The sequence below is a fragment of the Janthinobacterium sp. BJB301 genome (assembly GCF_002735685.1).
In the GTDB taxonomy this organism is placed as follows: Bacteria; Pseudomonadota; Gammaproteobacteria; order Burkholderiales; family Burkholderiaceae_D; genus Janthinobacterium; species Janthinobacterium lividum.
On sequence record NZ_PDZJ01000002.1, the window covers coordinates 58,413 to 83,704 of the forward strand.

A 25,292-nucleotide genomic window follows, 5' to 3' on the forward strand; every position below is an offset into this window, starting at 1 on the left:
TAAACATATTCATCCCTATACAATTCGGCTCCCATTAAGCGGCGAGACAGTCTCTCCGCATTAATTATCTAGGATTAATATGAAAAAGCAATTGTTTGCAGTAGTCGTCGGCGCCGCTCTGGCATTCCCTTTGTTTGCACAAGCTGAAAACATTTATGTCGGCGCGAATGCCGGCCGTTCGGAATTGAAATTGTCGGGCGATGTCGCTTCGGGCAAAGAAAACAAAACCGGTTTTAAAGTTTATGCCGGTTACGACTTCACGCCTAACTTCGGCGCGGAAGCCGGTTATGTCAATTTCGGCAAACTGAAAGAAAGCGAAGGCAAGGAATCGCTGAGCATGGAAACCAGCGCAATCTACGCAGCCGCCACCGGCACCTTGCCACTGAACGCTGAATTCTCGCTGTTTGCAAAAGTTGGCGTTACTCAAAACCACACCAAAGCCAAATTGAACCTGATCGGTTTCAGCGCCAGCGAATCGAAAAACAAAACCGCTGCCCTGTTTGGCATCGGTGCTGCTTATAACTTCAATAAAAACCTGTCGGCCGTTGCTGAATATGAAAACTTCGGCAAAACGATGAGCCAGGATGGCATGAAACTGAAAGCCGACCTGCTGTCGATCGGCCTGCGTTACAAGTTCTAATTCACGCTCGCGCGAATCAGAATCAAGCCGTTGTTAGCGGCTGATAAAAAAACCGGCCATGCAGCCGGTTTTTTTATGGGTGAATGGCAAGCAGGCGGCATGGATGCTAAGATCGCGCCCTGAGATTTTAAGGAAGGCACCGCCATGATGACCAAAGAAGATGTAAGCGAACTGTTTGCCAATATCGCCGAGAACGCGCCATGGGACCTGTCCCAGCCGCTGCTGTGGGGCTATTACTTCACCAACCCCACGTCCGAACCGCTGGAGCAGGCCGCCACCCTGCTGGCGCTGCAGGGCTACCGCCCGGTGGAACTGTACCAGCCGGAACTCGACGATCCGGCAGCACCGCCCGTGTGGGTGCTGCATGTGGAAAAGGCCGAAGTGCATGGCGTCGACAGTCTGCACGCGCGCAATGGCGAACTGATGGCGTTTGCGCAGGACAACCAGCTGGCCAGCTATGACGGCATGGATGTAGGCCCCGTCGGCGCGCCCGACGTGCCGCAGCATTAAGACCGCCATCGGATGAAAAAACGGCGCCCGCGGGCGCCGTTTTGCATGGATCGCTGAAAACGCTCAGCTCAGGTTTTCCAGGCGGATCTTGGTCACCGTGCCCACCACGCTGTTGAGCGCTTCCATCTTCTCGATGGCGGCCGTGACGTTCTTTTCCTGCGTCTGGTGCGTCAGCATGATGATGTCCGTGTGCGTCTCGCCCTCGGCCGGCTCTTTTTGCAGCATGGCGTCGATCGAGATGCCGCGTTCGGCCAGGATGCGCGTCAGGTCGGCCAGCACGCCCGGCTGGTCGGCCACGTGCATGCGCAGGTAGTAGCTGGTGGTGATTTCCGACATCGGCAAGATCGCGATATCGGTCATCGCGTTCGGCTGGAACGCCAGGTGCGGCACGCGGTGTTCCGGGTCGGCCGTGGCCAGGCGGGTGATGTCGACCAGGTCGGCGATCACCGACGAGGCGGTCGGCTCGGCGCCCGCGCCGCGGCCCGAGTACAGGCTGGCGCCGACGGCGTCGCCATGCACCAGCACCGCATTCATGGCGCCTTCCACGTTGGCGATCAGGCGCTTGGCCGGGATCAGGGTCGGATGCACGCGCAGCTCGATGCCTTCCACGCCATTGACGGTGGCGCGCTTGGTGATGCCCAGCAGCTTGATGCGGTAGCCCAGTTGCTCGGCGTAGCGGATATCGACGGCATTGAGGTTGCTGATGCCTTCCACGTAAGCCTTGTCGAACTGCACCGGGATGCCGAAGGCGATGGCCGACATGATGGTGGCCTTGTGCGCGGCGTCGACGCCTTCGATGTCGAAGGTGGGATCGGCTTCCGCATAGCCCAGTTCCTGCGCCTGTTTCAGCACGGTTGCGAAATCGAGGCCCTTGTCGCGCATCTCGGACAGGATGAAATTGGTGGTGCCGTTGATGATGCCGGCGATCCATTCGATGCGGTTGGCCGTCAAGCCTTCGCGCAGCGCCTTGATGATGGGGATGCCGCCGGCGACGGCCGCTTCGAAGGCCACCATCACGCCCTTGTCCTGGGCGGCGGCGAAGATTTCGTTGCCGTGCACGGCCAGCAGGGCCTTGTTGGCAGTGACCACATGCTTGCCGTTGGCAATCGCCTGCATCACCAGGGTTTTCGACAGGTCGTAGCCGCCGATCAGTTCGACGACGATGTCGATCTCGGGATCGTTGACGATCAGCATCGGGTCATTGACGACCTTGCAGCCGCCGGCGACCAGCGCTTCGGCGCGCGCCACGTCGCGCACGGCGACGGCGACGACTTCAATGCCGCGGCCCGCGCGGCGCTTGATTTCTTCCTGGTTGCGTTTCAGGACACTGAACGTGCCGTAACCGACATTGCCCAGGCCCAGCAGGCCGATCTTGATGGATTTCATAGTTGTGCTTGACTGCTCATAAGTGGCGCCCCCTTGGGCGGCGCCAGGTTGATCGAGATTGCTGCTGGCTGATTCAGCCCCGGCCGTGACGCTTGCGGTAACCTTCGAGGAAGCGCGCAATGCGCCCCATGGCCTCGGTCAGGTCATCGGAGTTGGGCAGGAAGACGACACGAAAATGGTCGGGCGCGATCCAGTTGAACCCCGTGCCCTGCACGATCAGGACCTTGGCTTCGGCCAGTAATTCATAGGCAAACTGCTGGTCGTCGGCGATCGGGTAGATCTCCGGGTCCAGGCGCGGGAACATGTACAGCGCGGCCTTCGGCTTGACACAGGTGACGCCCGGAATATCGGTCAGCAGCTTGTGCGCCAGATCGCGCTGTTTCAACAGGCGCCCGCCGGGCCCCACCAGGTCTTGTATGCTCTGGTAGCCGCCAAGCGCCGTCTGGATGGCAAATTGCCCCGGCGCGTTGGCGCATAGCCGCATCGAGGCCAGCATGTTGAGGCCTTCGATGTAATCCTTTGCGTGGCGCTTTTCGCCCGAGACCACCATCCAGCCGGAACGGTAGCCGCAGGAGCGGTAATTCTTCGACAGGCCGTTCATGGTGATGAACAGCACGTCGTCGGCCAGCGAGGCGATCGACACGTGCTCGGCTTCGTCGTACAGCACCTTGTCGTAGATCTCGTCGGCGAAAATGATCAACTGGTGCTGGCGCGCCAGTTCGACGATCTGCAGCAGCACGGAAACCGGGTACAGCGCGCCCGTGGGATTATTCGGGTTGATGACGACGATGGCTTTCGTTTGCGGCGTGATCTTGCGGCGCATGTCCTCGATGTCGGGATACCACTCGTTCTGCTCGTCGCACACATAGTGCACGGGATTGCCGCCCGACAGGCTGACGGCGGCCGTCCACAGCGGGTAATCGGGCGCCGGCACCAGCACTTCGTCGCCACTGTTGAGCAGCGCGTTCATCGACATGACGATCAGTTCGGAAGCGCCATTGCCCAGATAAATGTCATCGATGGTCACGCCGGCGATATTCTTGCCCTGGGTGTAGTGCATGACGGCCTTGCGCGGCGCGAACATGCCTTTCGAATCTGTATAGCCGGCCGCGTTCTGCAGATTGAGCATCATGTCGCGCACGATCTCGTCGGGCGGATCGAAGCCGAATACGGCCAGGTTGCCGATATTGAGCTTGGTGATCTTGTGGCCTTCTTCTTCCATTTGCCTGGATTTTTCCAGGACCGGGCCGCGGATGTCGTAGCAGACGTCCGCCAATTTATTCGATTTCTGAATCGGTCGCAAAATAAATCCCTGTCGTGATGCGGCGCGGTGACCAGAACTTGCAGCATGATAGCCGCGCCAGAACTATGAACCCGTGAAACTGCAATGCGAAAGACTGCAAGGCGAAAACAACCATTCTCGCCGAAAACAGGCCATTTTATCAAATTAAACATGGCCAACCCCAGCATTTGACGCCGATTCTGCCACGCCGGCGCCTCCTGACGACAATCGGGCGGGCGCCATCTTCATCTTCCCTTAATCTTGCAGCATTACCATGGCGAAAGCAGGCATCGCCACTGTGGCGCCGAACATTGCAATTTGGAAAGGATGTTGCTTTTCAGTCGCTCTTTTCTGTCATTTATGGCATGCTTACGCCCTTGGCCGCGGCACGCAATTTGGCCGCGCGCGCACCGATCAACCGACACGACCAGCCCCCGATATCGCCATGAAACTCCATGCCAGCAGCACCCAACAATACCAGACTGTCACCGGCTATGACGAAAACGGCGTCGAGATCAATGCCCAGCCGTATAACTATAGTCTGATCGTCATGCCGGAAATGCCCCCGCGGGCGTGGGAGGTGGACAGTTTCGAACAGCTGAACGAGGCGCATTTCGCGCAAATCCTGGCCGATGCGCCCGACGTGGTCATCCTCGGTACGGGCGAGCGCCAGCGCTTTGTGCACCCGAAGCTGACGGCCGCGCTGACCATGCGCCGCATCGGCGTCGAATGCATGGATAGCCAGGCTGCCTGCCGCACCTACAATATCCTCATGGGCGAAGGCCGCAAAGTCACCCTGGCACTGATCCTGGCCCCGGCTGCAGGCAAGGCCGCATGAAAATCAATGTCAACGAGCTGCACTCGTCGCGGGTGCTGATGTGGTCGCTGCTGGGCATCTTCATCGTCGTCACCCTGTATGCGCTGGGCGTGCGCACCCTGGTGCCGCCCGACGAAGGCCGCTACGCGGAGATGGCGCGCGAAATGTTCGTCACGGGCGACTGGATCACCACGCGCCTGAACGGCATCAAGTACTTTGAAAAACCGCCGCTGCAAACGTGGATGAATGCGCTGACCTTCGCCGCCTTCGGCCTGGGCGAATGGCAAGCCCGTTTGTGGACGGGCCTGTGCGGCATCATCGGCGTGTGCATGACGGCCTACGCGGGCAAGAAAGTGTTCGGCCCGCGCGTGGGTCTGTATGCGGGCCTGGTGCTGGCGTCGAGCCTGTTCTGGCTCGCTTCCGGCCAGATCAATTCGCTGGACATGGGCCTGTCGGGCATGATGACCCTCACCATGGGCAGCCTGCTGATCGCCCAGCGCGACGACGCCACGGCACTTGAACGGCGCAACTGGATGCTGGCCTGCTGGGCCGCCATGGCGCTGGCCGTGCTGGCCAAGGGCCTGATCGGCATCGTGCTGCCGGGCGCCGTGCTGGTGCTGTATTCGCTGTGTGCGCGCGACTGGCGCATCTGGACGCGTTTGCATCTGGTCAAGGGCTTGCTGGTGTTCTTTGCCATCGCCACGCCGTGGTTCGTGCTGGTCGCCCTGCGCAATCCGGAACAGCCGCACTTCTTCTTCATCCATGAGCATTTCCAGCGCTTCCTGATGAAGGGCCACAAGCGCGAAGGCGCCTGGTATTACTTCCTGGTGCTGCTCATTCCCGGCATCCTGCCGTGGATAGGCGTGCTGCCGCAAAGCCTGGCTGCCGCCTTCCAGCGCCAGGAAGGCGCCTTCCAGCCCCGTTTGATGCTGCTGGTCTGGGCCGTCTTCATCTTCTTCTTCTTCAGCTATTCGACCTCGAAGCTGCCTGGCTACATCGTGCCCATCTTCCCGGCGCTGGCCCTGCTGGTGGCGCTGTACCTGGAATCGGCCTCGCGCCGCCAGCGCATGCTGGCCGCAGGCCTGCTGTGCGTGCTGGGCGCGGCCGTCCTGATCGGCGGACCGATCGCCTTTGGCAAGGCCAGCGCGCGCGACGCGGAAGCCTTGATCGCGCTCAAGGGATACCAGCCATGGCTGATGGCGGCCGGCTTCTTCGCCCTGGCCGGTGGCGCCCTGGCCTTGCTGCATGCACGCCAGCTGCGCCGCGACATGACGGTGCTGACCATCGCCGGCGCCGGCTTCCTGGCCACGCACTGCATCCTGGCCGGCTCCGAACTGTATGGCCAGAACCGCGCGGGCACCGACATGCTGCCGCAGATCCAGGCCGAACTGACGGCCGATACCAAGCTCTATTCGGTCGGCATCTATGAACAGTCGCTGACGTACTACCTGCAGCGGCCAGTAATCCTCGTCGACTACTGGGATGAGTTCACGTTTGGCCTGAAACAGCAGCCCGAGCTGTCCATGCCGAGCGTCGAGACTTTCATCACGCAATGGACGAACGATGCCAACGCCGGCGTACGCGACATGGCCATTATCAGCCTGTACCGTTACAAGGAATTGCAGGAACGTGGCGTGCCCATGCGTGTGATTGCCAAGGATGCGCGCCGCATGGTCATTGCCAACAAATAAATGTTTAAAGGGGCGCGAGGCAGTATGGATCGCGCCCCCGGCCAGCTTGCCCCGCCCCCGCATCAGCAGGATTTTTCACCGCTGAACCGGCTGCGCCGCCGTACTGACGATATAAAATAGCCATGCCTGCCAGCGGCCATTCACCGCACTGGGAGCCTCAGCAACGCCGATACCCTGACACAATACAGATCCAAGAACTGCGCCCCATGACCTCTACCCTGCCCTTTTTGCCATTTTCCAAACCCACCATCGATGAAGCGACCATCGCCGCCGTCGGCGAAGTGCTGCGCTCGGGCTGGATCACCAGCGGCCCGAAAGTGCAGGCATTCGAAGCCCAGCTGTCCGAGTATTTCGGCGGGCGTCCCGTGCGCACCTTCAATTCGGGCACGTGCACCATGGAAATCGCGCTGCGCATCGCCGGCATCGGCCCCGGCGACGAAGTCATCACCACGCCCGTGTCGTGGGTAGCGACAGCCAACGTCATCATCGAAGTGGGCGCCACGCCCGTGTTTGCCGATATCGACCCCGTCACGCGGAATATCGACCTCGACAAGCTGGAAGCGGCCATCACCCCGCGTACGAAGGCCATCATCCCCGTCTACCTGTCCGGCTTGCCCGTCGACATGGACCGCCTGTACGCGATTGCTGAAAAGTACAATTTAAGGGTCGTGGAAGACGCGGCGCAAGCGTTCGGCTCCACCTGGAAGGGCAAGCGCATCGGCGCGTTTGGCGACTTCGTCTCGTTCAGCTTCCAGGCCAACAAGAACATCACCACGGGTGAAGGCGGCTGCCTCGTCCTCAACAACCTGGAAGAAGCGAAGCTGGCCGAGAAATACCGGCTACAGGGCGTCACGCGCAGCGGCGTCGACGGCATCGACGTCGATGTACTGGGCGGCAAATACAACATGAGCGACATCATGGCCGCCATCGGCCTGGGCCAGTTCGCCAATATCGACGCGATCACGGCCCACCGCCGCGCGCTGGCACGCCACTATTTCGCGCAATTCGGCAGCGACTTCGAAGCGCAGAGCGGCGCCCAGCTGCCCGTGCAGGACTTTGAAAACAGCAACTGGCATTTGTTCCAGATCATCCTGCCCGACAACGGTCCCGGCACGCGCGCCGCCTTCATGCAGCAAATGGCGCAGCAGAACGTGGGAACGGGCTATCATTACGCACCGATCCACCTGTTTACCATGTACCGCGAACGCGGCTTTACCGAAGGCATGTTCCCCGTCTCGGAAAAGATCGGCCGCCTGACCGTGACCTTGCCGATGTTCTACGCCATGACAACACAGGACGTGGAACGCGCCGTCGCCACCGTCAAATCCATTCTCATCAAATGAGCAGCGCGCCGATGAAACCTGAACTGTCCATTATCATTCCAATCTACAACGAGCAGGATGGCCTGGCCAGCCTGTTCGCCCGCCTGTATCCGGCCCTCGATGCCCTGCAGACGAGCTACGAGATCATCTTTGTCAATGATGGCAGCCGCGACAATTCGGTGGCCATCCTGGCGGAACAGTTCCGCCAGCGCCCCGACGTCACGCGCGTAGTCTTGTTCAACGGTAATTATGGCCAGCACATGGCCATTCTGGCCGGCTTTGAAGCTTCGCGCGGGCAAATCATGGTCACGCTCGATGCCGACCTGCAGAATCCGCCCGAAGAAATCGGCAACCTGGTGGCAAAGATGCGCGAAGGCTACGATTACGTGGGCTCGATCCGGCGCAAGCGGCAAGATTCCGCCTGGCGCACCCTGGCGTCGAAAATGATGAACCGGCTGCGCGAGCGCATCACCAACATCAAGATCACGGACCAGGGCAACATGCTGCGCGCGTATGGCCGCAACGTGATCGACCTGGTCAACCAGTGCGCCGAAGTCAACACCTTCGTTCCCGCCCTGGCCTACACGTTTGCCCGCAAGCCCACGGAAATTACCGTCGAGCACGAGGAACGCTCGGCCGGCGAGTCGAAATACTCGCTGTACAGCCTGATCCGCCTCAATTTCGACCTGGTCACGGGCTTTTCGCTGATTCCCCTGCAAATCTTTTCGATGCTGGGCATGCTGCTGTCACTCAGTTCGGCCCTGCTGGTGATCTATCTGCTGGCGCGCCGCTTCCTGTTCGGCGCCGAGGCGCAGGGCGTGTTCACCCTGTTCGCCATCGCCTTCTTCCTGATGGGCGTGATCCTGTTCGGCATCGGCCTCGTGGGCGAATACGTGGGACGCATCTTCCAGCAAGTGCGCGCCCGTCCCCGCTACGTGGTGCAAACCATCTTGCAGGACGGCATGGCCCAGGCGGAAGCCGAGGCGCCATCGTACGTGCGCCTGGAAAAGCGCCAGGTGGGCCGCTGATGGGCGCCCCGCGCGCCGTCGTCTTCGGCTACCACAATGTGGGCGTGCGCTGCATCAAGGTGCTGCTGGCCGGTGGCGTCGATATCGCCCTGGTCGTCACGCACGAAGACAGCCCCACGGAAAACCTGTGGTTCGAGTCCGTCGCCAGCCTGTGCCAAGCCGAAGGCATCCCGTACATCACGCCCGGCGATCCGCGCGCGCCCGAGCTGCTGGCGCAGGTGCGGGCGGCATCGCCGGACATGCTGTTCAGCTTTTACTACCGCCACATGCTGCCCGCCAGCATCCTGGAAGTCGCGCCCGCCTACAACATGCACGGCTCGCTGCTGCCGCAGTTCCGCGGCCGCGCGCCCGTCAACTGGGCCGTGCTGCATGGCGCCCCGCAAACGGGTGCCACCCTGCATGAAATGACGGTCAAGCCTGATGCCGGCGCCATCGTCGCGCAAACGGCCGTGCCCATCCTGCCCGATGACACGGCCTTTGAAGTCTTCGGCAAGGTCACCGTGGCGGCGGAACAAACCCTGTGGAACGTGCTGCCGGCATTGCTGGACGGCACGGCGCCACGCCAGCTCAACGATTTGCGCCAGGGCGGCTACTTTGGCGGGCGCAAGCCGGAAGACGGCCGCATCGACTGGAAGTTACCCGCGCAGCAGGTGTACAACCTGCACCGGGCCGTCGCGCCGCCCTATCCCGGCGCCTTCACCGAAGTCAACGATGTCATTTACACCATCGAAAAAGCCCGCTTGAGCAAGCATTCCGCAGGAAGTTTGCCACCGGGCTTGGCGGTAGTGGATAATTGCATCTTTGGCGTCTGCGGAGACGGCCGCATGCTGGCCATTTCCGCGCTGAGGGCTGCCGGGGAGCCGATTTCGGCTCAGCAATTGCAAGCAAGTCTGACCACCCGCGTCAGCACACACTGATATCACTCAAGAGAATCTCACATGAAAAAAGTCCTCATCTTAGGCGTCAACGGCTTCATCGGCCACCACCTGTCCAAGCGCATCCTGGAAACCACCGACTGGCATGTCTACGGCATGGACATGAACACGGACCGCATCACGGAATTGCTGGAAGATGACAACTACAAGTCGCGCATGCACTTCTTCGAAGGCGACATCACGATCAACAAGGAATGGGTCGAGTACCACGTCAAGAAGTGCGATGTGATCCTGCCGCTGGTGGCCATCGCCACGCCGTCGACCTACGTCAAGCAGCCGCTGCGCGTCTTCGAACTGGACTTCGAAGCCAACCTGCCCATCGTCCGCTCGGCCGCCAAGTACGGCAAGCACCTGGTCTTCCCGTCGACCTCGGAAGTGTATGGCATGTGCCATGACGAGGAATTCGATCCGGAAAACTCGGAACTGATCTGCGGCCCGATCAACAAGCCGCGCTGGATCTATTCGAACGCCAAGCAGCTGATGGACCGCGTGATCTGGGGCTACGGCATGGAAGGCTTGAACTTCACCCTGTTCCGTCCATTCAACTGGATCGGCGCCGGCCTGGACTCGATCCACACGCCAAAAGAAGGTTCTTCGCGCGTGGTGACGCAATTCTTCGGCCATATCGTGCGCGGCGAGAACATTTCGCTGGTCGATGGCGGCGCGCAAAAACGCGCGTTCACCTACATCGACGACGGCATCGATGCGCTGATGCGCATCATCGCCAACAAGAACGGCATCGCCAGCGGCAAGATCTACAACATTGGCAATCCGATCAATAACTATTCGATCCGCGACCTGGCCGGCATGATGCTGACCCTGGCCGCCGAATACCCGGAATACGCCGAAGGCGCGAAACACGTGAAAATCGTGGAAACGACCTCGGGCGCCTACTACGGCGCCGGCTACCAGGACGTGCAAAACCGCGTGCCGAAAATCACGAATACCTGCGAAGAGCTGGGCTGGGTGCCGACCACCACTATGGCCGATTCCCTGCGCAATATTTTCGACGCCTACCGCAGCCAGGTAGCCCAAGCCAAAGCCCTGATGGATTAATGTTGAGCAAGCCGTTCCTGACCCTGAAAATCGACGTCGATACCTATCGCGGCACCCGCGAAGGCATGGGCAATCTGGTGCGCATGCTGGCCGCGCACCAGGCCAAGGCCACCTTTCTGTTCTCGCTGGGCCCCGACCACACGGGCTGGGCCCTGCGGCGCGCCTTGCGGCCCGGCTTTTTCAGCAAGGTGTCGCGCACCTCGGTGGTCGAACACTACGGCTTGAAAACATTGATGTACGGCACCTTGCTGCCGGGACCCGATATCGGCAAGCTGTGCGCGGCGCAATTGCGCGCCGTGCGCGATGCCGGTTTCGAGTGCGGCATCCACACCTGGGATCACACCCTGTGGCAAGACAACGTGGCCAAGCGCAACGCTGCTTGGACCATCAACATGATGCGCAAGGCCGCCAACCGCTACGAACAGGTGTTTGGCACCAAGCCGCACACGCACGGCGCGGCCGGCTGGCAAATGAATGTCAGCGCCTTTGTCGAACACGACACGGCCGGCTACCGCTTTGCCTCCGATGGCCGCGCCATGCTCGACGCGCGCGGTGCCATGGTGCATGCCACGAATGGCCCACACCGCGTGCGCAACGGCAACACCATCCTGCAATGCGTGCAATTGCCTACCACCCTGCCCACCCTGGATGAATTGCTGGGCTGCGAAATCGACGGCAAACTGATCACAACGAGCAATGTTGCCGCGCATATATTGTCGCTGACGGCGGATAATCCCCGCGATCACGTATATACCTTGCATGCGGAACTTGAAGGACAGAAACTCGCCCCCATTTTCGAGCAACTGCTGGCTGGCTGGAAAGCCCAGGGCTACCAGTTTGCAGCGATGGGCGATTATTATGAAAAGATAAAAAATACGGACTTGCCCGTTTGTCCCGTCACCTGGGATGAGTTGCCAGGCCGTTCGGGACGCCTGATTGTGCAGGGCAAAGCGGCCTGAATGCTGTATTGTTGCATCTGGATGCGTTGCCAGATTAAAAACAGCGCTGATGATCACCGTTCAGGAGAGAACCTGTGGCTGATAGCCAATCCCTCGTTAGCATACCCGACTTTAGCGCCGCCATGACCAGCGGCAAGACCTTTCAGTTGCTGGGCCGTCCGGCCAAGGCTACGGTGCTGTTTTTCTATCCGAAGGACAACACCCCTGGCTGCACCACGGAAAACATCGCCTTCCGCGATGCGTATTCGCAATTCGTCGCAGCCGGCGTGGAAATCTACGGCATCAGCCGCGATTCCCTGCGCTCGCACGAAAGTTTCAAAGCCAAGCTGGAACTGCCGTTCGAGCTCATTTCCGACCCGGACGAAGCCGTTTGTCTGCTGTTTAACGTCATGAAGATGAAACAGATGTACGGCAAGACGGTCCGTGGCGTCGAGCGCAGTACGTTTGTGATTGACGCCCAGGGCCGATTGGTGAAAGAATGGAGAGGCGTGAAGGTCGCAACTCACGTGGAAGAAGTGCTGGAATTCGTAGCGCATCTGAATTGATCGTCCATTTTTGATCCAATGCGCGTTGTCGGCTTCCAGCGAGCCTGGTTCAACCGCAGTTCAGTTCACGGTACCTATCGCCATTTTGAGTCAACGAAGCGCCTCCATCCACTCCGCCAGGCGGGCATGCAGCCCGTCGATGGCGTCCATGACCGGCCATGCTGCCGGCCTTCCGGCAGTTACTCGTCCTGTAGCATTGTTGTTCCCCCGCATCCACCCCATGAGAAGTGCCGCCAGAAGCTGGCTGCCCATGGGCGATTCATTCCAGAAATTTTTTGATTGAGATCCTGATGCCACTGCCAAAATTACCGAGCAAGCCAGCCACCATCCTGGCCACCCAAGATTACCCAACCGCAGGCGCAGCGCGCCCGGCCACCAAAACCCCGGCAGCCAAGAAAGTGGCTGCACCAATTATTGAAGCGGCGATCGCCGAAGTTGCCAAGCCGGTCCGCAATGCGGCCACGAAGATCAAGCAAGTGGCGGCCCTGATGGTCGCCAAGCCGGCGCCTGCCGTTGCTGCACCGGCGCCGGTCGCGGCCGCGCCTGCCCCCGTTGCTGCGCCTGCAGCGAAAGCCAAGCCGGCGGCAAAAGGCAAGGTCACGCCGATCAAGCCCGTCAAGCAAGCCGAGCAGCCACATCCGGCCAAGCACAAGGCTGTCGAAGTGCAGCTCAAGTCCTCCGCCAGCCGCGCCGCCGACCAGCGCGGCATCAGCAAGCTGTTCGTGCTCGACACGAACGTGCTGATGCACGATCCATCGTCGCTGTTCCGCTTCGAGGAACACGATGTGTACCTGCCGATGATGACCCTGGAAGAGCTGGACAACCATAAAAAGGGCATGACGGAAGTGGCGCGCAATGCACGCCAGGTCTCGCGCACGCTCGACGCCCTGATCAGCAACACGGATGACGACGCCATCGAACACGGCATCCTGCTGTCCAAGCTGGGCAACAAGGATGCCAAGGGCCGTCTGTTCTTCCAGACGCGCCTGCAAAGCGCCGACTTGCCGGCTGGCTTGCCAGTGGGCAAGGCCGACAACCAGATCCTCGCCGTCGTGCGCTCGCTGGAATCGGAACAGGAAGGCCGCCCTGTCGTGCTGGTGTCGAAAGACATCAACATGCGCATCAAGGCGCGCGCCCTGGGCCTGCCGGCCGAAGATTACTTCAACGACCATGTGCTGGAAGACACGGACTTGCTGTACTCGGGCATCGTGCAATTGCCGGACGACTTCTGGAACAAGCACGGCAAGGACATGGAATCGTGGCAGGAAAGCAAGAACGGCTACAGCTCGACGTTCTACCGCGTGACGGGCCCGTTCATCCCGTCGCTGCTGGTCAACCAGTTCATCTACCTGGAACCGAAAAACGGCGAAACGCCGTTCTACGGCCAGGTGAAACAGATCAACGGCAAGACAGCCGTGCTGCAAACCCTGCGCGACTTCAGCCACACGAAGAACAATGTGTGGGGCGTGACGGCGCGCAACCGCGAGCAAAATTTCGCGCTGAACTTGCTGATGAATCCGGAATGCGACTTCGTCACCCTGCTGGGCCAGGCCGGTACCGGCAAGACCCTGCTGGCCCTGGCCGCCGGCCTGGCGCAAGTGCTGGAAACCAAGCTCTACAATGAAATCATCGTTACCCGCGTCACGGTACCGGTGGGCGAAGACATCGGTTTCCTGCCAGGCACGGAAGAAGAAAAGATGTCGCCATGGATGGGCGCCTTCGACGACAACCTGGAAGTGCTGAACAAGTCCGACTCCGATGGCGGCGAATGGGGCCGTGCGGCAACGCAAGACCTGATCCGCTCGCGCATCAAGATCAAGTCGCTCAACTTCATGCGCGGCCGCACATTCGTGAACAAGTTCCTCATCATCGATGAAGCGCAAAACTTGACGCCGAAACAAGTCAAGACCCTCGTGACGCGCGCCGGTCCCGGCACGAAGATCCTGTGCCTGGGCAACATCGCGCAGATCGACACGCCGTACCTGACGGAAGGCTCGAGCGGCCTGACTTACGTGGTCGACCGCTTCAAGGGCTGGACCCACAGCGGCCACGTCACCCTGGCCCGCGGCGAGCGCTCGCGCCTGGCCGACCACGCCAGCGAAGTACTGTAAGTGATAGCGGGCGGCGCGAGCTGCCCAGTCATTTGAAGCCCCGGCTGCAGCGATGCAGCCGGGGCTTTTTTCATGTGCGCGACTTTTCATGGCGGCATGTTCTAATACCGCTCCTTTCCTTCTGGACACATTGCCCGATGCATCCCGCCTTTCAGTTGTTGCTCTGCTTCATCCTCTTCATGTTCATCCACATTTCCGTCATGGCGGCCTGCGCCAGGCTGTCCGGCATCACGGTGCGCAGCGTCAGCTATGGCGTGGGACCGACTGTGCTGACCTGGGGAAAAGTCTACGTCAAGCTGCTGCCGCTGGCCGGCAGCTTGGTGCTGAAAGATACGCGTGAAGAAGAACTGTATGACGACGATCCCTGCCTCGATGCCTACAACTTCCAGCCGCTGTGGAAGCAGGTGCTGCTGCCATTGAGCGGCGTGGGACTGCTGCTGGCATTGTCGCTGGGCATCATGGGAGCCTCGGGCTGGGACAGCTTTGTCGCAGCCTTCGGGCAAATCGTCCACGGCGCGCTGGCACCGCTGTCGACGGCGCAGGAATTGCTGGGCAATGGAGAGGCGTTTGCCCGCACACACGGCTTTGCGCTGGTGTTCGCCCTGTTCTCGTTGAAACTGTGCGCCTTGAACCTGTTGCCGTTTGCCGGCTTGAACGGGGGACAGGCGCTGCTGGCCATCGTGCGCGGCGGCAAGCCGTATGTGACGTGGGAAGAGACGGCAGCAAAATGGCTGCTGCTGCCGGGGCTGGCGATCCTGCTGGCGTGGGCGGCGGCACTGGCCGTGTATTGCTGGCGCGCGCTGGGGCTGTAATCGCACGGCCCCAGTTGGCTACAGCTAGAAATTCACCTTCATGCTCAGCAGGGCTTCGCGTTCGGCGCCACGGAAGATGCCGCCAAAGTATTTCTTGTCAAATACATTGCCGATATTCAGAGCCAGGCGGTAACGCGCCGTTTCGTAGGCCACGGCGATATCGGCCAGGGTGTACGGATCATTCATGTACAGCGCATTGGCCGCGCCATTGTAGGGCGAACTGCCACGGTAGCGCAGGCCGCCAGCGAGCATCAGGCCGGGCACGGCCATGGGCCGGTAGTCGAGCCAGACGCTGGCCGCATGGCGCGTCGTCTGCAGGGTCTGGCGGCCGATTTCGTAGTCGCGGTTGCTCTTCGTCGTGCGCGGGTCCAGATAGGTATAGCCGGCCAGCACGCTCAACTCGGGCAAGGGTTTGAACGTACCTTCCAGTTCCACGCCCGTCGAACGTACCTCGCCCGTCTGTAGCGACGAACGCGGATGCAGCGGGTCTGGCGTGGTGACATTCGTTTGCGTCAGATCAAACAGCGATGCCGTCAACATGGTCGATGTGCCGGCAGGCTGGTACTTGATACCCAGTTCCACCTGCTTGCCCTTGCGTGGCTGAAAAGCCTTGCCGTCAAAGTCGCGGCCCGTGGCCAGGTCGAACGAGGTGGCATAGCTGGCATACGGCGCCACGCCATTGTCGAACAGGTACAGCAGGCCGGCACTGCCCGTGGTGGCATTGTCGTCGATGCGCGTGCTCGCCGAATTGAGCTGCGTGCTGCGCGCGCGGTCGTGGCGCAGGCTGGCGTTCGCCACCCATGCGCCCAGCTTGAACTGGTTCAACGTGTAGATGCCCGTCTGCTTGAGTTCAGTGTCGGTATAGTCGAGTCCCGGTGCGGCGATCGATTGATGGTAGACCGGCGCATGGATATCGAGGTTCGGCACGTCCCAGCCAAAGCCCAGTCCATCGTTTTCCTTGTATTTCAGGTAATCGATGCCCGCCACGAAGCTGTGTTCGATCTCGCCCCAGCGAAAGTCCTTTTGCGCGCGGCTGTCGACCGTCCAGGTCTTGCCGTCCACTTTTTCCGCCAGGCTGCCGCGCGTGGCCGTGCGCCCGTCAGGCAGCAAATCCATGGCGTAGATATGCTGGTAATCGACCTTGATGGTCGCATAGCGCAAGTTTTGCGTCAGCTTCCATCCATTCCCTGTTGCATGCTCGAACATATAGCCAAGGGCGCGCGTATCGCGGTCGAAATAGTCGAAGGAGGGGTCGCCCGCCGTGCGGCTGACGGGCAAGTCCTTGATGTGCGGATGGACAAACAGGCTGGGCCACCATGGTTTCGGCGTGCCCCGCTCTTGCGAATATGTGCCCAGTACGGTCAGGCTGGTGCGCGCCGAGATGTCCCAGCGCAGCGAGGGCGAGATGGAAACGCGGTTGTTCTTCGATTCGATGGGACGATCGTCGGCATCGCGGCCCGTCAGCGTGACGCGGTACAGCAAGCCATCGTTGCCCGCGACAGCGCCGCCCAGGTCGGCATTGATCTGATAGCGGTGATAGCGTCCCGCGGAAAACCCCACGCTATTGACGTGGTCTGCACCCGGCAGCTTGGAAGTGACATTGATCATGCCGCCCGGGCGGCCCTGGCCGTAGAAGACGGACGCGGGCCCCTTGATGACTTCGACGCTGTCGAGGTCTTCCATTTCGCTATTCCACGAACCATAACTGCCCGCCGACAGCAGCTTCAAGCCATCCTGGTAGTACGAGCTGCCATCGCTGAAGCCGCGGATGGTGGCGCCCGACATGCGCACGTCGGCACCCGTCACGTCCGTCAGCACGCCCGCCGTATAGGCCAGCGCCTGTTCGATGCTTTTCGGGGCCTGCGTCTTGATCTGTTCACGCGTGACAACGGAAATGGCGCGCGGCGTCTCGAGCAATGGCGTGCCCATCTTGGTGGCGGCCACGCTGATGGGCACGTAGCCGCGCGACACCGTGCCCTCGCCCGCGTCAGCCGCTGCCATGATGGAAATCAATGGCATGACGGCGTCGGGCGCCGTGCTGGCCACGGCAGGCGCGGCGCGCAGCACGTAGCTGCCCGCCTCCAGTTCCACCGCCTGCAAGCCCGTACCCGTCAGCAAGACGGCCAGGGCAGCCTGCGGCGTGTACTGGCCTTGCAGGCCGGCCGTGCTCTTGCCGCTGGCCTGGTCTGGCGTGTAGCTGAGCAAGACATTCGCCGCGCTGGCCAGGCTGCGCAGCGCGGGCGCCAGCGGACCGGCAGGGATGTCGTAGGCCAGGCGCATGGCGCCAGCCTGCTGGGCATTGGCCGCTTGCGCCTGCGCCAGGGCTGGCATGGCGGGGTACAGCGCCAGGCTGCACACGGCCAGCGACACGGCACGGGCGATGGGAAGGATTTGCGGTGTAGAAATATAGTAGCGCTGCTTGCGGCGAACGGACATGGTGTAAAGCCTCTCAAATGGACTGCTGAAATGATTCCCTTACTTAGCAGGTGCCTTGAGAATGCGAATCGGTCAGGCTGGACACGAAAAAATAATGCCTGCCGGCAGTATCGACTGGCCGGCAGGCATGCGCTGTACTGCGGCGATCAGTTCACGCGTTTGGCCGGCATATCCTGCCCCTCCTGGCGCAGCACCAGTTGTTGCGTCTTGCCATCGGCATCCTTGCTGAAACGCACTTCCGCATCGACTTCATTCGAGAAGAAAGCCGTCTCGCTCATCGGCAGCATGGCCAGCTTGCGGAAACCCGTCACCTGGGCGAAGAATTTATCGCCTTCGCGCGTCACTTCCAGGTAGACCTCGGGCGCCAGCGCATACCTGCCCACGTAGGCATCGAATTGCGCCGTCGTCATGGCAACCACCGTACGCGCCGGCTTGGCGGCGCTGGCGCGTTCGTGCACGGACTTCGATTCGCCGCCGTCATTGAGGATCAGCTGCGCCTCGCCCTTCGGTCCCCGCTCGAATTCGGCAGTGGTGAGCGTATTTTCGATCAGAAAGCCATTTGGCGAGTACGCCAGCATGCGCTGGGCGGGACGGCCCGTGCGCTGCAGCAGCAAGTTGCCCTCGAAGTTACGGATCGTATAGCCGGCCTTGTCGTTGATGGCGTACACGCCCGCGTACGCATCGAGGATGGCGGGCTTGAGCGTGATGACCTTGATCTCGGGATACGGCCGGCCCACGGCGACAGCAGCCGCCTTGCGCGCCACCACGTCGGGATTGACCAGGCCAGTATCCGAATTTTCCAGCACGGCCACATAGACTTTTTCCTTCGGCAAACGCATCGCATACGTGGCAAAACCATTGATGCCGCCGCTATGGTGGATGACGGGCGTGTTTTGCCAGGTGCCCACCTTCCAGCCCAAGCCGGAACGGGTCGCCTTGCCATCGTTCAGCTTGGCCTGCGTGAACGCCTGCTGCCAGGTGGAAGCCTTGAGCAGCTTGCCGTCGGAGATGGCCGCGTCCCAGCGCGCCAGGTCGTCCACCGTGGACACGAGCGCGCCGGCCGCATACGGCTGCGTCATGCTCAGGGGCAGGTTCGGCACATACGTCTCGCCCGAACGGATATGCCCGGCCGCGCGCTTGGCCGGCCGGCGCTCGTGGCCTTCATATGCCGTATCGTTCATGCCCAGTGGCACGAAGATCTGCTGTTCCACAAACGTGGCATACGGCTGGCCCGATGCCTTTTCAATGATGGCGCCCAGCAGGAAATAGCCGGAACTGCTGTAACTCCACTGCGTGCCCGGCTCAAAGTCGGGCGGATCGTTCTTGAAGAAATCGATCATCTGCGCGACGCTCAAGTCTTTCGTGCTGTTGGGCACAAATTCCGGCTTCCTTGTGTAGTCGTGGATGCCGGACGTATGCGCGAGCAGCTGTTCGATCGTGATTTTCTTGCCATGCGTCGGATAGTCGGGCAGGAATTTCGTGATGTCATCGGTGATGGCCAGCTTGCCCTGGTCGGCCAGCAGCAGGATGGCGACGGCCGTGAATTGCTTGGAAATGGAACCCAGGCGCAGCGACATGTCAGGCGCCAACGGCTGGCCATCCTTCACGCTGGCCAGGCCATACGCCTTGCGCAACAGGGACTGGCCATCCTTGACGACGATGACGACGGCGCCAGGTTCCGTGGCCTTGTAATAGGGAGCGATACTGGCGTCGATTTGCGCGGCCAGCGCTTGCTGCTGCTGGCTCAGGGGCGCCGGCTGGCCAGCCCAGCCGGCTGGCGCTTGCAACAGGATCAACGTGGCGAGGCAGATGCTGGAAACTGTAAACATGCAGATCACTTTCACAGGAAGGATAAACCAGCTTGGCCATGCCCCTGGCGGCGGCTACCGGGATGGGATAATTTTTTTAGACAATATTTCAAATTTGCCCACCCAGCCTAGCAGACGCGTCACGCATAATTCTCTCCATTTATCACCATGATAGTTTGTGCCTGCTGACGCTATTATTTTCGGGATACCTAACGTATGCTCGCACCAGTGACTTGATGGCATAGAAAAAAGGAGTTGGCATTTTCTCATTCGACACTTGCGGCAAACGCCTGGCCCTGTTGGCCATTCGCGCTTACCAGCGCTACCTGTCGCCCTATAAAGGCTATTCCTGCGCCCACCGCGTGCTGACAGGCCGCGACAGCTGTTCCGCCTATGGCTACAAGGTCATCGCGCGCCACGGCTTGCGTCCGGGACTGGCGCTGTTGCAACGCCGCCTGCGCGCCTGCGGCGAACGCCATCGCCAGCACGGCGCGCTGCAGCCACCGGCACGGCACAGTGCGCGCAGGCAGGCACAGGCGGGGTATTGCGACTGCGATGTGCCCCTGGTCGACTGCGCCTGCGACTGCGCCGACGTGGCAAATGTACTGAACTGCAGTTGGCCGGGTCAGCATAAGCAGACAAGCTGGTTTCGCAATGGCTATACGACAAGCAAGGCATTGAAACAGCAGCAGGCGGCACATCGCAAGAAGATCAGGCAAGGGCAGAACCCGGACAACTGAAATTCACACGAATACTTACAAATGAAATATTCATTCATGAAATGAATAATGCCCATTATCACTGTGAATTGGCTGGAAGCGGGCCTGCGGCCTATACTCATGCCGTCTCCCCTACTTTGCTTCCCATGCACACCCTGCTCAGCCCGCATATATCGCGGGCTTTTTGTTCCCGGCAATTGCCACTCTGCCTTTCCCCTCTTACCGATCACCAGGTGCGCGTTTCCCCGCCAGCCCAGCCCCAAACCGGGAGTACAGCATGATCGTGCGCGAGCGTCCATCGGCGCTACGGCTGTTCCTCGTGGTGCGCGGCTCCGTCCTGCCACGCATCCGCACTACGCTCATCGTCAATACCCTGATCGCCACCCTCGTCACCTGGTGCCACGGCACCTTGTTCGACCACAAGGTCATCCTCACCACCATCCCATTTACCCTGATCGGCTTGCCACTGGCCATCTTCCTGGGCTTTCGCAACACGGCCGCCTATGACCGCTACTGGGAAGCGCGCAAGCTGTGGGGCGAACTGGTCTTGCGCAGCCGTAATTTCTCGCGCCAGTGCCAGACCATGATACGCAGCGACACGCCGGCCCACGCAAGGCTGGGGCTGGACGATGTGCGCGTGCGCATGATTTACCGTACCATCGCCTTTTGCCACGCGCTGCGCCACCAGCTGCGCGACACGCGTGGACCGGCCGACTTGCAGCCGCTGCTGCGCCCGGCCGAATGGGAAGCGGCCTGCAAGGCGGCGAACCCGTCCGACTACCTGATGCTGCAGATGGGTCACGACCTGGCCGATTGCATCGCGCAAGGCCGCATCGACAGCATCCTCGCCACGCAGATCGATAACACGGTCTCGGCCATGGTAGCGGCAGGCGCCTCGTGCGAGCGCATCCGCAGCACGCCGATTCCCTTCTCGTATTCGCTGCTGCTGCACCGCACGGCCTATCTGTACTGTTTCCTGCTGCCTTTCGGCCTGGTCGATTCGCTCGGTTTCATGACGCCCTTCGTCGTCGCCATCGTCGCCTACACCTTCTTTGGCCTCGATGCGCTGGGCGACGAGATCGAGGAGCCGTTCGGCGAAGATGCCAACGATCTGCCGCTATCGGCCATGTGCCGCGCCATCGACATCAGCTTGCGCGAATCCGTGCAGGACGAAAACGTGCCGCCGCCCATGCAAGCCGTCGACTTCCTGCTCCATTAAAACGCCGCAACGCTTCCGCTTGACCTTCCCACCGGGGTAAGGATTACAGTGGATGCACTTAATCATTCAAGGAGTGCTTGTCATGTATCAGTTACAAGTTGAAAACATGAGTTGCGGCCATTGCGTCGGCTCGGTCACGAAAGCGGTGCAGACGATCGATCCTGCGGCACAGGTGCAGATCGACCTGGCCAGCAAGCGCGTCACGGTGGAGTCACCCGCCGAACTGGGCGCCATCAGCGCCGCCATCGTCGATGCGGGCTACCCCGTCACCAGCGCACAATAACGGCAGAGCAGCACCAAGACAGCCGGCCCTTGCGCCGGCTGTTTTTTTATCCGTCCAGTTCGGGGTAATGGCGGAAGATGCCTTCTTCATTGAAGGCGATTCTGCGCTTCGACTTCAGGTAGCGGGCGATATTCGGCCGCGCCGCCACCGCATCGTGCAGCGCAAACAGGGCTGGATACTGCGGCGCCAGGCGCGCCATGGCTTGCGGAAACGCATAGCGCAGGCCGGCCAGCATCTGGAACAGCGACAGGTCGCCATACGTGAGTCTGGCACCCACCAGGTACTGGCCGCGGCTGCGATTATTCAACAACACTTGCGTGAAATAGGAAAGAAACTTGGGCAAACGTGTTTCGCGGAAATCCGCGCTGCGCAGCATGGCCGCCTGCCGTTGCTCTTCGTAATATTGATTCATCGACAGCGGATGATGCGTGTCGTGCACTTCCGCCAGCCAGTCGGCCATCGTCAGTTGCAGCTGGTTCAGCCACAAACGGCCGCTTTCCGTACGCGGCGCCAGCCCCAGACGCCGGCCCAGGTACAAGAGGATATTCGTGGTCTGGCCGATCAGCACGTCACCATCGCGCAGCACGGGCGGTGCGTAGGCCGCCTGTGGCATGCTGTCGCCATCGAGGCAGGCCAGCATGGCGGGAACGCCTTGCCCCTTGCGTTCAGGCAAACGGGCGATATCGCGGTAGTCGGCGCCCGCCTCTTCCAGCGCCAGCCGGATGAATTCGCCGCGCCCCTGTATCGTGGGCCAGTAATACAGTTCATACGCCATAGCCCCTCCGTTGATTCACATCAATGGCAACATGCTTTCGCGTCCGTGTCACCAGCCAACCCCAGGCTTTGCAGGATAGGGCAATCGGGCTTGTCGTCGCCGTGGCACGATTGCGCCAGGTGGGCCAGGGTATCGCGCATTTCCGTCAGTTCGGCGATGCGCTTGTTGAGCTCGGCCACGTGGGCCAGGGCGATGCCTTTCACGTCCGCGCTGGCGCGCTGGTCGTTTTGCCACAGCGACAGCAGCTCGCGGATCTGTTCCAGCGAAAAGCCAAGACCCCGCCCGCGCTTGATGAAGCGCAAGGCGTGCAAGTCGTTCGGCGTGTAGATGCGGTAACCGGCGTCGCTGCGCGCGCTGGGTTTTAACAATGCAATACTCTCGTAGTAGCGTATCATTTTTGCCGATACGCCCGTTTCGCTTGCCGCCTGGCCGATATTCATCCTTATTGCTCCTTGGTATGCGCACTACCTGCATGACTGCGGGCTTTCCAGCGGCGCAGCAACAGGGCATTGCTGATCACGCTGACCGAACTGAAGGCCATCGCCGCGCCCGCCACCATGGGGTTGAGCAAGCCGAAAGCGGCCAGCGGAATGCCGATCAGGTTATAAATGAAGGCCCAGAACAGATTCTGCCGTATCTTGCTGTAGGTGCGGCGCGAGATATCGATGGCGTCCGCCACCAGGGCCGGATCGCCGCGCATCAGCGTGATGCCGGCCGCATGCATGGCCACATCGGTCCCCGTCGACATGGCGATGCCCACGTCGGCGGCCGCCAGCGCCGGCGCATCGTTGATGCCGTCGCCCACCATGGCCACCTTCGCGCCCTCGCCTTTCAACGCGACAATTTTAGCGGTTTTATCGGCCGGCAGCATTTTCGCCGCCACCGTGTCGATGCCCAGCAGCTTGCCGACGGCGTCGGCGCTGCCTTGGTTATCTCCCGTCAGCATCACCGTGCGGATGCCCAGGCTGTGCAAATGGGCAATGGCCGCCTGCGCGTTCGGCTTGACCTGGTCGCTGAAGGCAAACAGGCCCAGCAATTGCGTGCCCGTCGCCAGCCACGAAATCGTGTTGCCCGTGGCTTCCAGTTCCTGCGCCTGCGCGGCCAGCGGCGTCATGTCCACGTTCAACTCCTGCATCAGCCGCGTGCTGCCCAGCTTCAATTCCAGGCCATCGACGTGGGCCGCCAGGCCGCGGCCCGGCAAGGCCGACAGGGCCGTAGCTGGCAAGGGGGCGATGTGGCGCGCGGCAGCAGCATCCAGCACGGCCGTCGCCAGGCTGTGTTCGCTGCCACGCTGGATGCTGGCCGCCAGCTGCAGCAGCCGCGCATCCTCGATGCCGTGCGCATGCAGGGCCGCCAGCGCCGGTTTTCCCACCGTCAGGGTACCCGTCTTGTCGAACACGACAGTATTGACGGCGTGCGCCACTTCCAGCGCTTCCGCATCCTTGATCAGGATGCCGTAGCGGGCAGCCACGCCCGTGCCGGCCATGATGGCCGTCGGCGTGGCCAGGCCCAGCGCGCATGGACAGGCGATGACCAGCACGGCCACGGCATTGATGATGGCGTTCTCCAGCTCGCCGGTAGCGAGCCACCAGCCCAGCATGGTCAGCAGCGCCAGCACCAGCACCACGGGCACAAAAATGGCGCTGACCTTGTCGACCAGATGCTGGATCGGCGCCTTGGCCGCCTGCGCATCTTCCACCAGGCGGATGATGCGCGAGAGGGTCGTCTCGCCGCCCACGGCTTGCGTACGCACCAGCAGCAAGCCGTCCGCATTGATGGCGCCGCCCGTGACCTTGTCGCCAACGTGCTTATCGACCGGCAAGCTTTCGCCCGTGATCAGCGATTCATTGATCTGGCTGGCGCCTTCCACCACCACGCCATCGACGGCTACCCGCTCGCCGGGACGGATGACCACCAGGTCGCCCACTTTCACCTGGTCCACGGGCAAGTCCAGCTCCACACCGTCGCGGCGCACGCGCGCCGATTCCGGACGCAAGACTTGCAGCGCGCGGATGGCGGAGGCCGTCTGGCGCTTGGCGCGGCTTTCCAGCCATTTGCCCAACAGCACCAGGGTGATGACGACGGCCGACGCTTCGAAATACAGGTGCGGCAGCATCTCGCCCGCCGTCAGCCATTGGTAGACGGACAAGCCATACGCGGCGCTCGTACCCAGCGCCACCAGCAAGTCCATGTTGCCGCTACCGGCGCGGGCCGCCTTCCAGCCCGCCTTGTAGAAGCGCGCGCCAAAGTAAAACTGCACGGGCGTGGCCAGCGCGAACTGCAGCCAGCCTGGCAACATCAAATGGATGCCGGCCCACTCGAGCAGCATGGGCAGCATCAAGGGGAAAGCCAGCACGGCCGCGAACGCCACTTTCATGCCGTCGCGGTTCGGTGCGGCAGCGGGCGCGCTGGCCTGGCTGGCGACGGGCACCTTGGCGGCATAGCCGGCCTTGTCGATGGCGGCGATCAGGGTGCCCGCTTCCAGGCCACCCGCCACCTTGATGCGCGCGCTTTCCGTGGCCAGGTTGACGCTGGCGGCCAGCACGCCTGGCACTTTCAGCAAGGCTTTTTCCACCCTGCCCACGCAAGAGGCGCACGTCATGCCGGCGATGCTCAGGTCGATCTCGCGCTGCGCCACCGTGTAGCCGGCCTTTTCCACTGCCGCCTGCAAGGTGGCCAGGGGAATCGGCGTGCTGGATGTGACTTTGGCCACTTCGGTGGCCAGGTTGACACTGGCCTGGCTCACGCCAGGCACGGCGGCCAGGGCCTTTTCCACGCGGCCCACGCACGAGGCGCAGCTCATGCCTTCAATGGCCAGCGCCTGCGCATGCGCGGCGTCGGGAGGGAAAGCGGCGGGGACGAGTGCACTCTGGTTCATGGCAGATCCTGTACGAAAGATTAACGAATAGGGTCAGGATCTGCTATCCAACGATGGGAAGGTCAAGCCCTATTTGCAAA

The 25,292-nt window shown here is 61.4% G+C and carries 22 protein-coding genes; 15 read left to right on the forward strand and 7 right to left on the reverse strand.

The annotated features are described in order from the left end of the window. The first annotated feature begins 79 nt into the window (after nucleotides 1-79). Nucleotides 80-640, forward strand: coding sequence for an outer membrane beta-barrel protein (locus tag CSQ91_RS13640; protein ID WP_034785479.1), 561 nt, complete (start codon nucleotides 80-82; stop codon nucleotides 638-640). A 144-nt stretch (nucleotides 641-784) separates the two neighbouring features. Then, complete coding sequence (locus CSQ91_RS13645; protein WP_099388724.1) at nucleotides 785-1,150, forward strand: ribonuclease E inhibitor RraB; 366 nt, start codon at nucleotides 785-787, stop codon at nucleotides 1,148-1,150. Nucleotides 1,151-1,213: 63 nt separating this feature from the next. Here the strand turns inward: CSQ91_RS13645 and CSQ91_RS13650 are convergent, their stop codons facing one another. Next, entirely contained in the window at nucleotides 1,214-2,536 is a 1,323-nt protein-coding gene (locus tag CSQ91_RS13650) for a homoserine dehydrogenase (protein WP_034785478.1), read from the reverse strand. 73 nt (nucleotides 2,537-2,609) lie between these two features. Continuing rightward, nucleotides 2,610-3,839 (reverse strand): pyridoxal phosphate-dependent aminotransferase, encoded by a 1,230-nt coding sequence (locus CSQ91_RS13655; protein WP_034750427.1) that lies wholly within the window; start codon nucleotides 3,837-3,839, stop codon nucleotides 2,610-2,612. 424 nt (nucleotides 3,840-4,263) lie between these two features. On the opposite strand from CSQ91_RS13655, the gene CSQ91_RS13660 reads away from it, so the two are divergent. From CSQ91_RS13660 to CSQ91_RS13705, 10 genes are all read left to right on the forward strand, one after another. Then, nucleotides 4,264-4,656, forward strand: coding sequence for an Mth938-like domain-containing protein (locus CSQ91_RS13660; RefSeq protein WP_070260554.1), 393 nt, complete (start codon nucleotides 4,264-4,266; stop codon nucleotides 4,654-4,656). Beyond that, entirely contained in the window at nucleotides 4,653-6,326 is a 1,674-nt protein-coding gene (locus CSQ91_RS13665; RefSeq protein ID WP_099388725.1) for a glycosyltransferase family 39 protein, read from the forward strand. Before CSQ91_RS13660 ends, CSQ91_RS13665 begins: the two co-directional genes overlap by 4 nt. Before the next feature lie 206 nt (nucleotides 6,327-6,532). Then, nucleotides 6,533-7,669 carry a DegT/DnrJ/EryC1/StrS family aminotransferase gene (locus tag CSQ91_RS13670; RefSeq protein WP_070260552.1) on the forward strand — a complete coding sequence of 379 codons (1,137 nt, stop codon included), beginning with the start codon at nucleotides 6,533-6,535 and terminating at the stop codon, nucleotides 7,667-7,669. 11 nt (nucleotides 7,670-7,680) lie between these two features. After that, entirely contained in the window at nucleotides 7,681-8,676 is a 996-nt protein-coding gene (locus CSQ91_RS13675) for a glycosyltransferase (protein ID WP_034785511.1), read from the forward strand. After that, on the forward strand, nucleotides 8,676-9,593 hold the full coding sequence (locus tag CSQ91_RS13680; RefSeq protein WP_099388726.1) for a formyltransferase: 918 nt from the start codon (nucleotides 8,676-8,678) through the stop codon (nucleotides 9,591-9,593). Before CSQ91_RS13675 ends, CSQ91_RS13680 begins: the two co-directional genes overlap by 1 nt. Nucleotides 9,594-9,614: 21 nt before the next feature. Continuing rightward, complete coding sequence (locus CSQ91_RS13685; RefSeq protein WP_070282370.1) at nucleotides 9,615-10,667, forward strand: bifunctional UDP-4-keto-pentose/UDP-xylose synthase; 1,053 nt, start codon at nucleotides 9,615-9,617, stop codon at nucleotides 10,665-10,667. Beyond that, nucleotides 10,667-11,626 carry a polysaccharide deacetylase family protein gene (locus CSQ91_RS13690; protein ID WP_070282372.1) on the forward strand — a complete coding sequence of 320 codons (960 nt, stop codon included), beginning with the start codon at nucleotides 10,667-10,669 and terminating at the stop codon, nucleotides 11,624-11,626. Before CSQ91_RS13685 ends, CSQ91_RS13690 begins: the two co-directional genes overlap by 1 nt. 74 nt (nucleotides 11,627-11,700) lie before the next feature. Further along, nucleotides 11,701-12,171, forward strand: coding sequence for a peroxiredoxin (locus CSQ91_RS13695; protein WP_034785468.1), 471 nt, complete (start codon nucleotides 11,701-11,703; stop codon nucleotides 12,169-12,171). Nucleotides 12,172-12,461: 290 nt separating this feature from the next. After that, on the forward strand, nucleotides 12,462-14,282 hold the full coding sequence (locus CSQ91_RS13700; protein ID WP_099388727.1) for a PhoH family protein: 1,821 nt from the start codon (nucleotides 12,462-12,464) through the stop codon (nucleotides 14,280-14,282). Between the two features lie 137 nt (nucleotides 14,283-14,419). Beyond that, a complete protein-coding gene (locus CSQ91_RS13705; RefSeq protein WP_099388728.1) occupies nucleotides 14,420-15,094 on the forward strand; it encodes a site-2 protease family protein in 675 nt (224 codons plus the stop codon). A gap of 24 nt (nucleotides 15,095-15,118) precedes the next feature. On the opposite strand, the gene CSQ91_RS13710 is transcribed toward CSQ91_RS13705, so the two are convergent. Further along, nucleotides 15,119-17,530, reverse strand: a complete 2,412-nt coding sequence (locus CSQ91_RS13710; RefSeq protein ID WP_257217339.1) for a TonB-dependent siderophore receptor — start codon at nucleotides 17,528-17,530, stop codon at nucleotides 15,119-15,121. 146 nt (nucleotides 17,531-17,676) lie between these two features. After that, the gene (locus CSQ91_RS13715; RefSeq protein WP_099388729.1) at nucleotides 17,677-19,359 is read right to left on the reverse strand and encodes a serine hydrolase; all 1,683 of its coding nucleotides are present in this window, start codon (nucleotides 19,357-19,359) and stop codon (nucleotides 17,677-17,679) included. Nucleotides 19,360-19,598: 239 nt separating this feature from the next. Between CSQ91_RS13715 and yidD the strand changes: the two genes are divergently transcribed. The 3 genes from yidD to CSQ91_RS13730 all read left to right on the forward strand — a co-directional run bounded on the left by yidD (nucleotide 19,599) and on the right by CSQ91_RS13730 (nucleotide 21,559). Next, a complete protein-coding gene (gene yidD, locus CSQ91_RS13720) occupies nucleotides 19,599-20,078 on the forward strand; it encodes a membrane protein insertion efficiency factor YidD (protein ID WP_080753757.1) in 480 nt (159 codons plus the stop codon). Nucleotides 20,079-20,334: 256 nt separating this feature from the next. Then, the gene (locus CSQ91_RS13725; RefSeq protein WP_034788620.1) at nucleotides 20,335-21,276 is read left to right on the forward strand and encodes a bestrophin family protein; all 942 of its coding nucleotides are present in this window, start codon (nucleotides 20,335-20,337) and stop codon (nucleotides 21,274-21,276) included. An 82-nt stretch (nucleotides 21,277-21,358) separates the two neighbouring features. Further along, a complete protein-coding gene (locus CSQ91_RS13730; RefSeq protein WP_099388730.1) occupies nucleotides 21,359-21,559 on the forward strand; it encodes a heavy-metal-associated domain-containing protein in 201 nt (66 codons plus the stop codon). A gap of 46 nt (nucleotides 21,560-21,605) precedes the next feature. Here CSQ91_RS13730 and CSQ91_RS13735 read toward each other — a convergent pair whose 3' ends face one another. The 3 genes from CSQ91_RS13735 to CSQ91_RS13745 are packed head-to-tail and all read right to left on the reverse strand — an operon-like array spanning nucleotide 21,606 to nucleotide 25,212. Next, nucleotides 21,606-22,334 (reverse strand): glutathione S-transferase, encoded by a 729-nt coding sequence (locus tag CSQ91_RS13735; protein ID WP_099388731.1) that lies wholly within the window; start codon nucleotides 22,332-22,334, stop codon nucleotides 21,606-21,608. 20 nt (nucleotides 22,335-22,354) lie between these two features. Beyond that, on the reverse strand, nucleotides 22,355-22,774 hold the full coding sequence (cueR, locus tag CSQ91_RS13740) for a Cu(I)-responsive transcriptional regulator (RefSeq protein ID WP_034788623.1): 420 nt from the start codon (nucleotides 22,772-22,774) through the stop codon (nucleotides 22,355-22,357). 2 nt (nucleotides 22,775-22,776) lie between these two features. After that, nucleotides 22,777-25,212, reverse strand: coding sequence for a heavy metal translocating P-type ATPase (locus tag CSQ91_RS13745; RefSeq protein ID WP_099388732.1), 2,436 nt, complete (start codon nucleotides 25,210-25,212; stop codon nucleotides 22,777-22,779). Nucleotides 25,213-25,292: the final 80 nt, after the last annotated feature.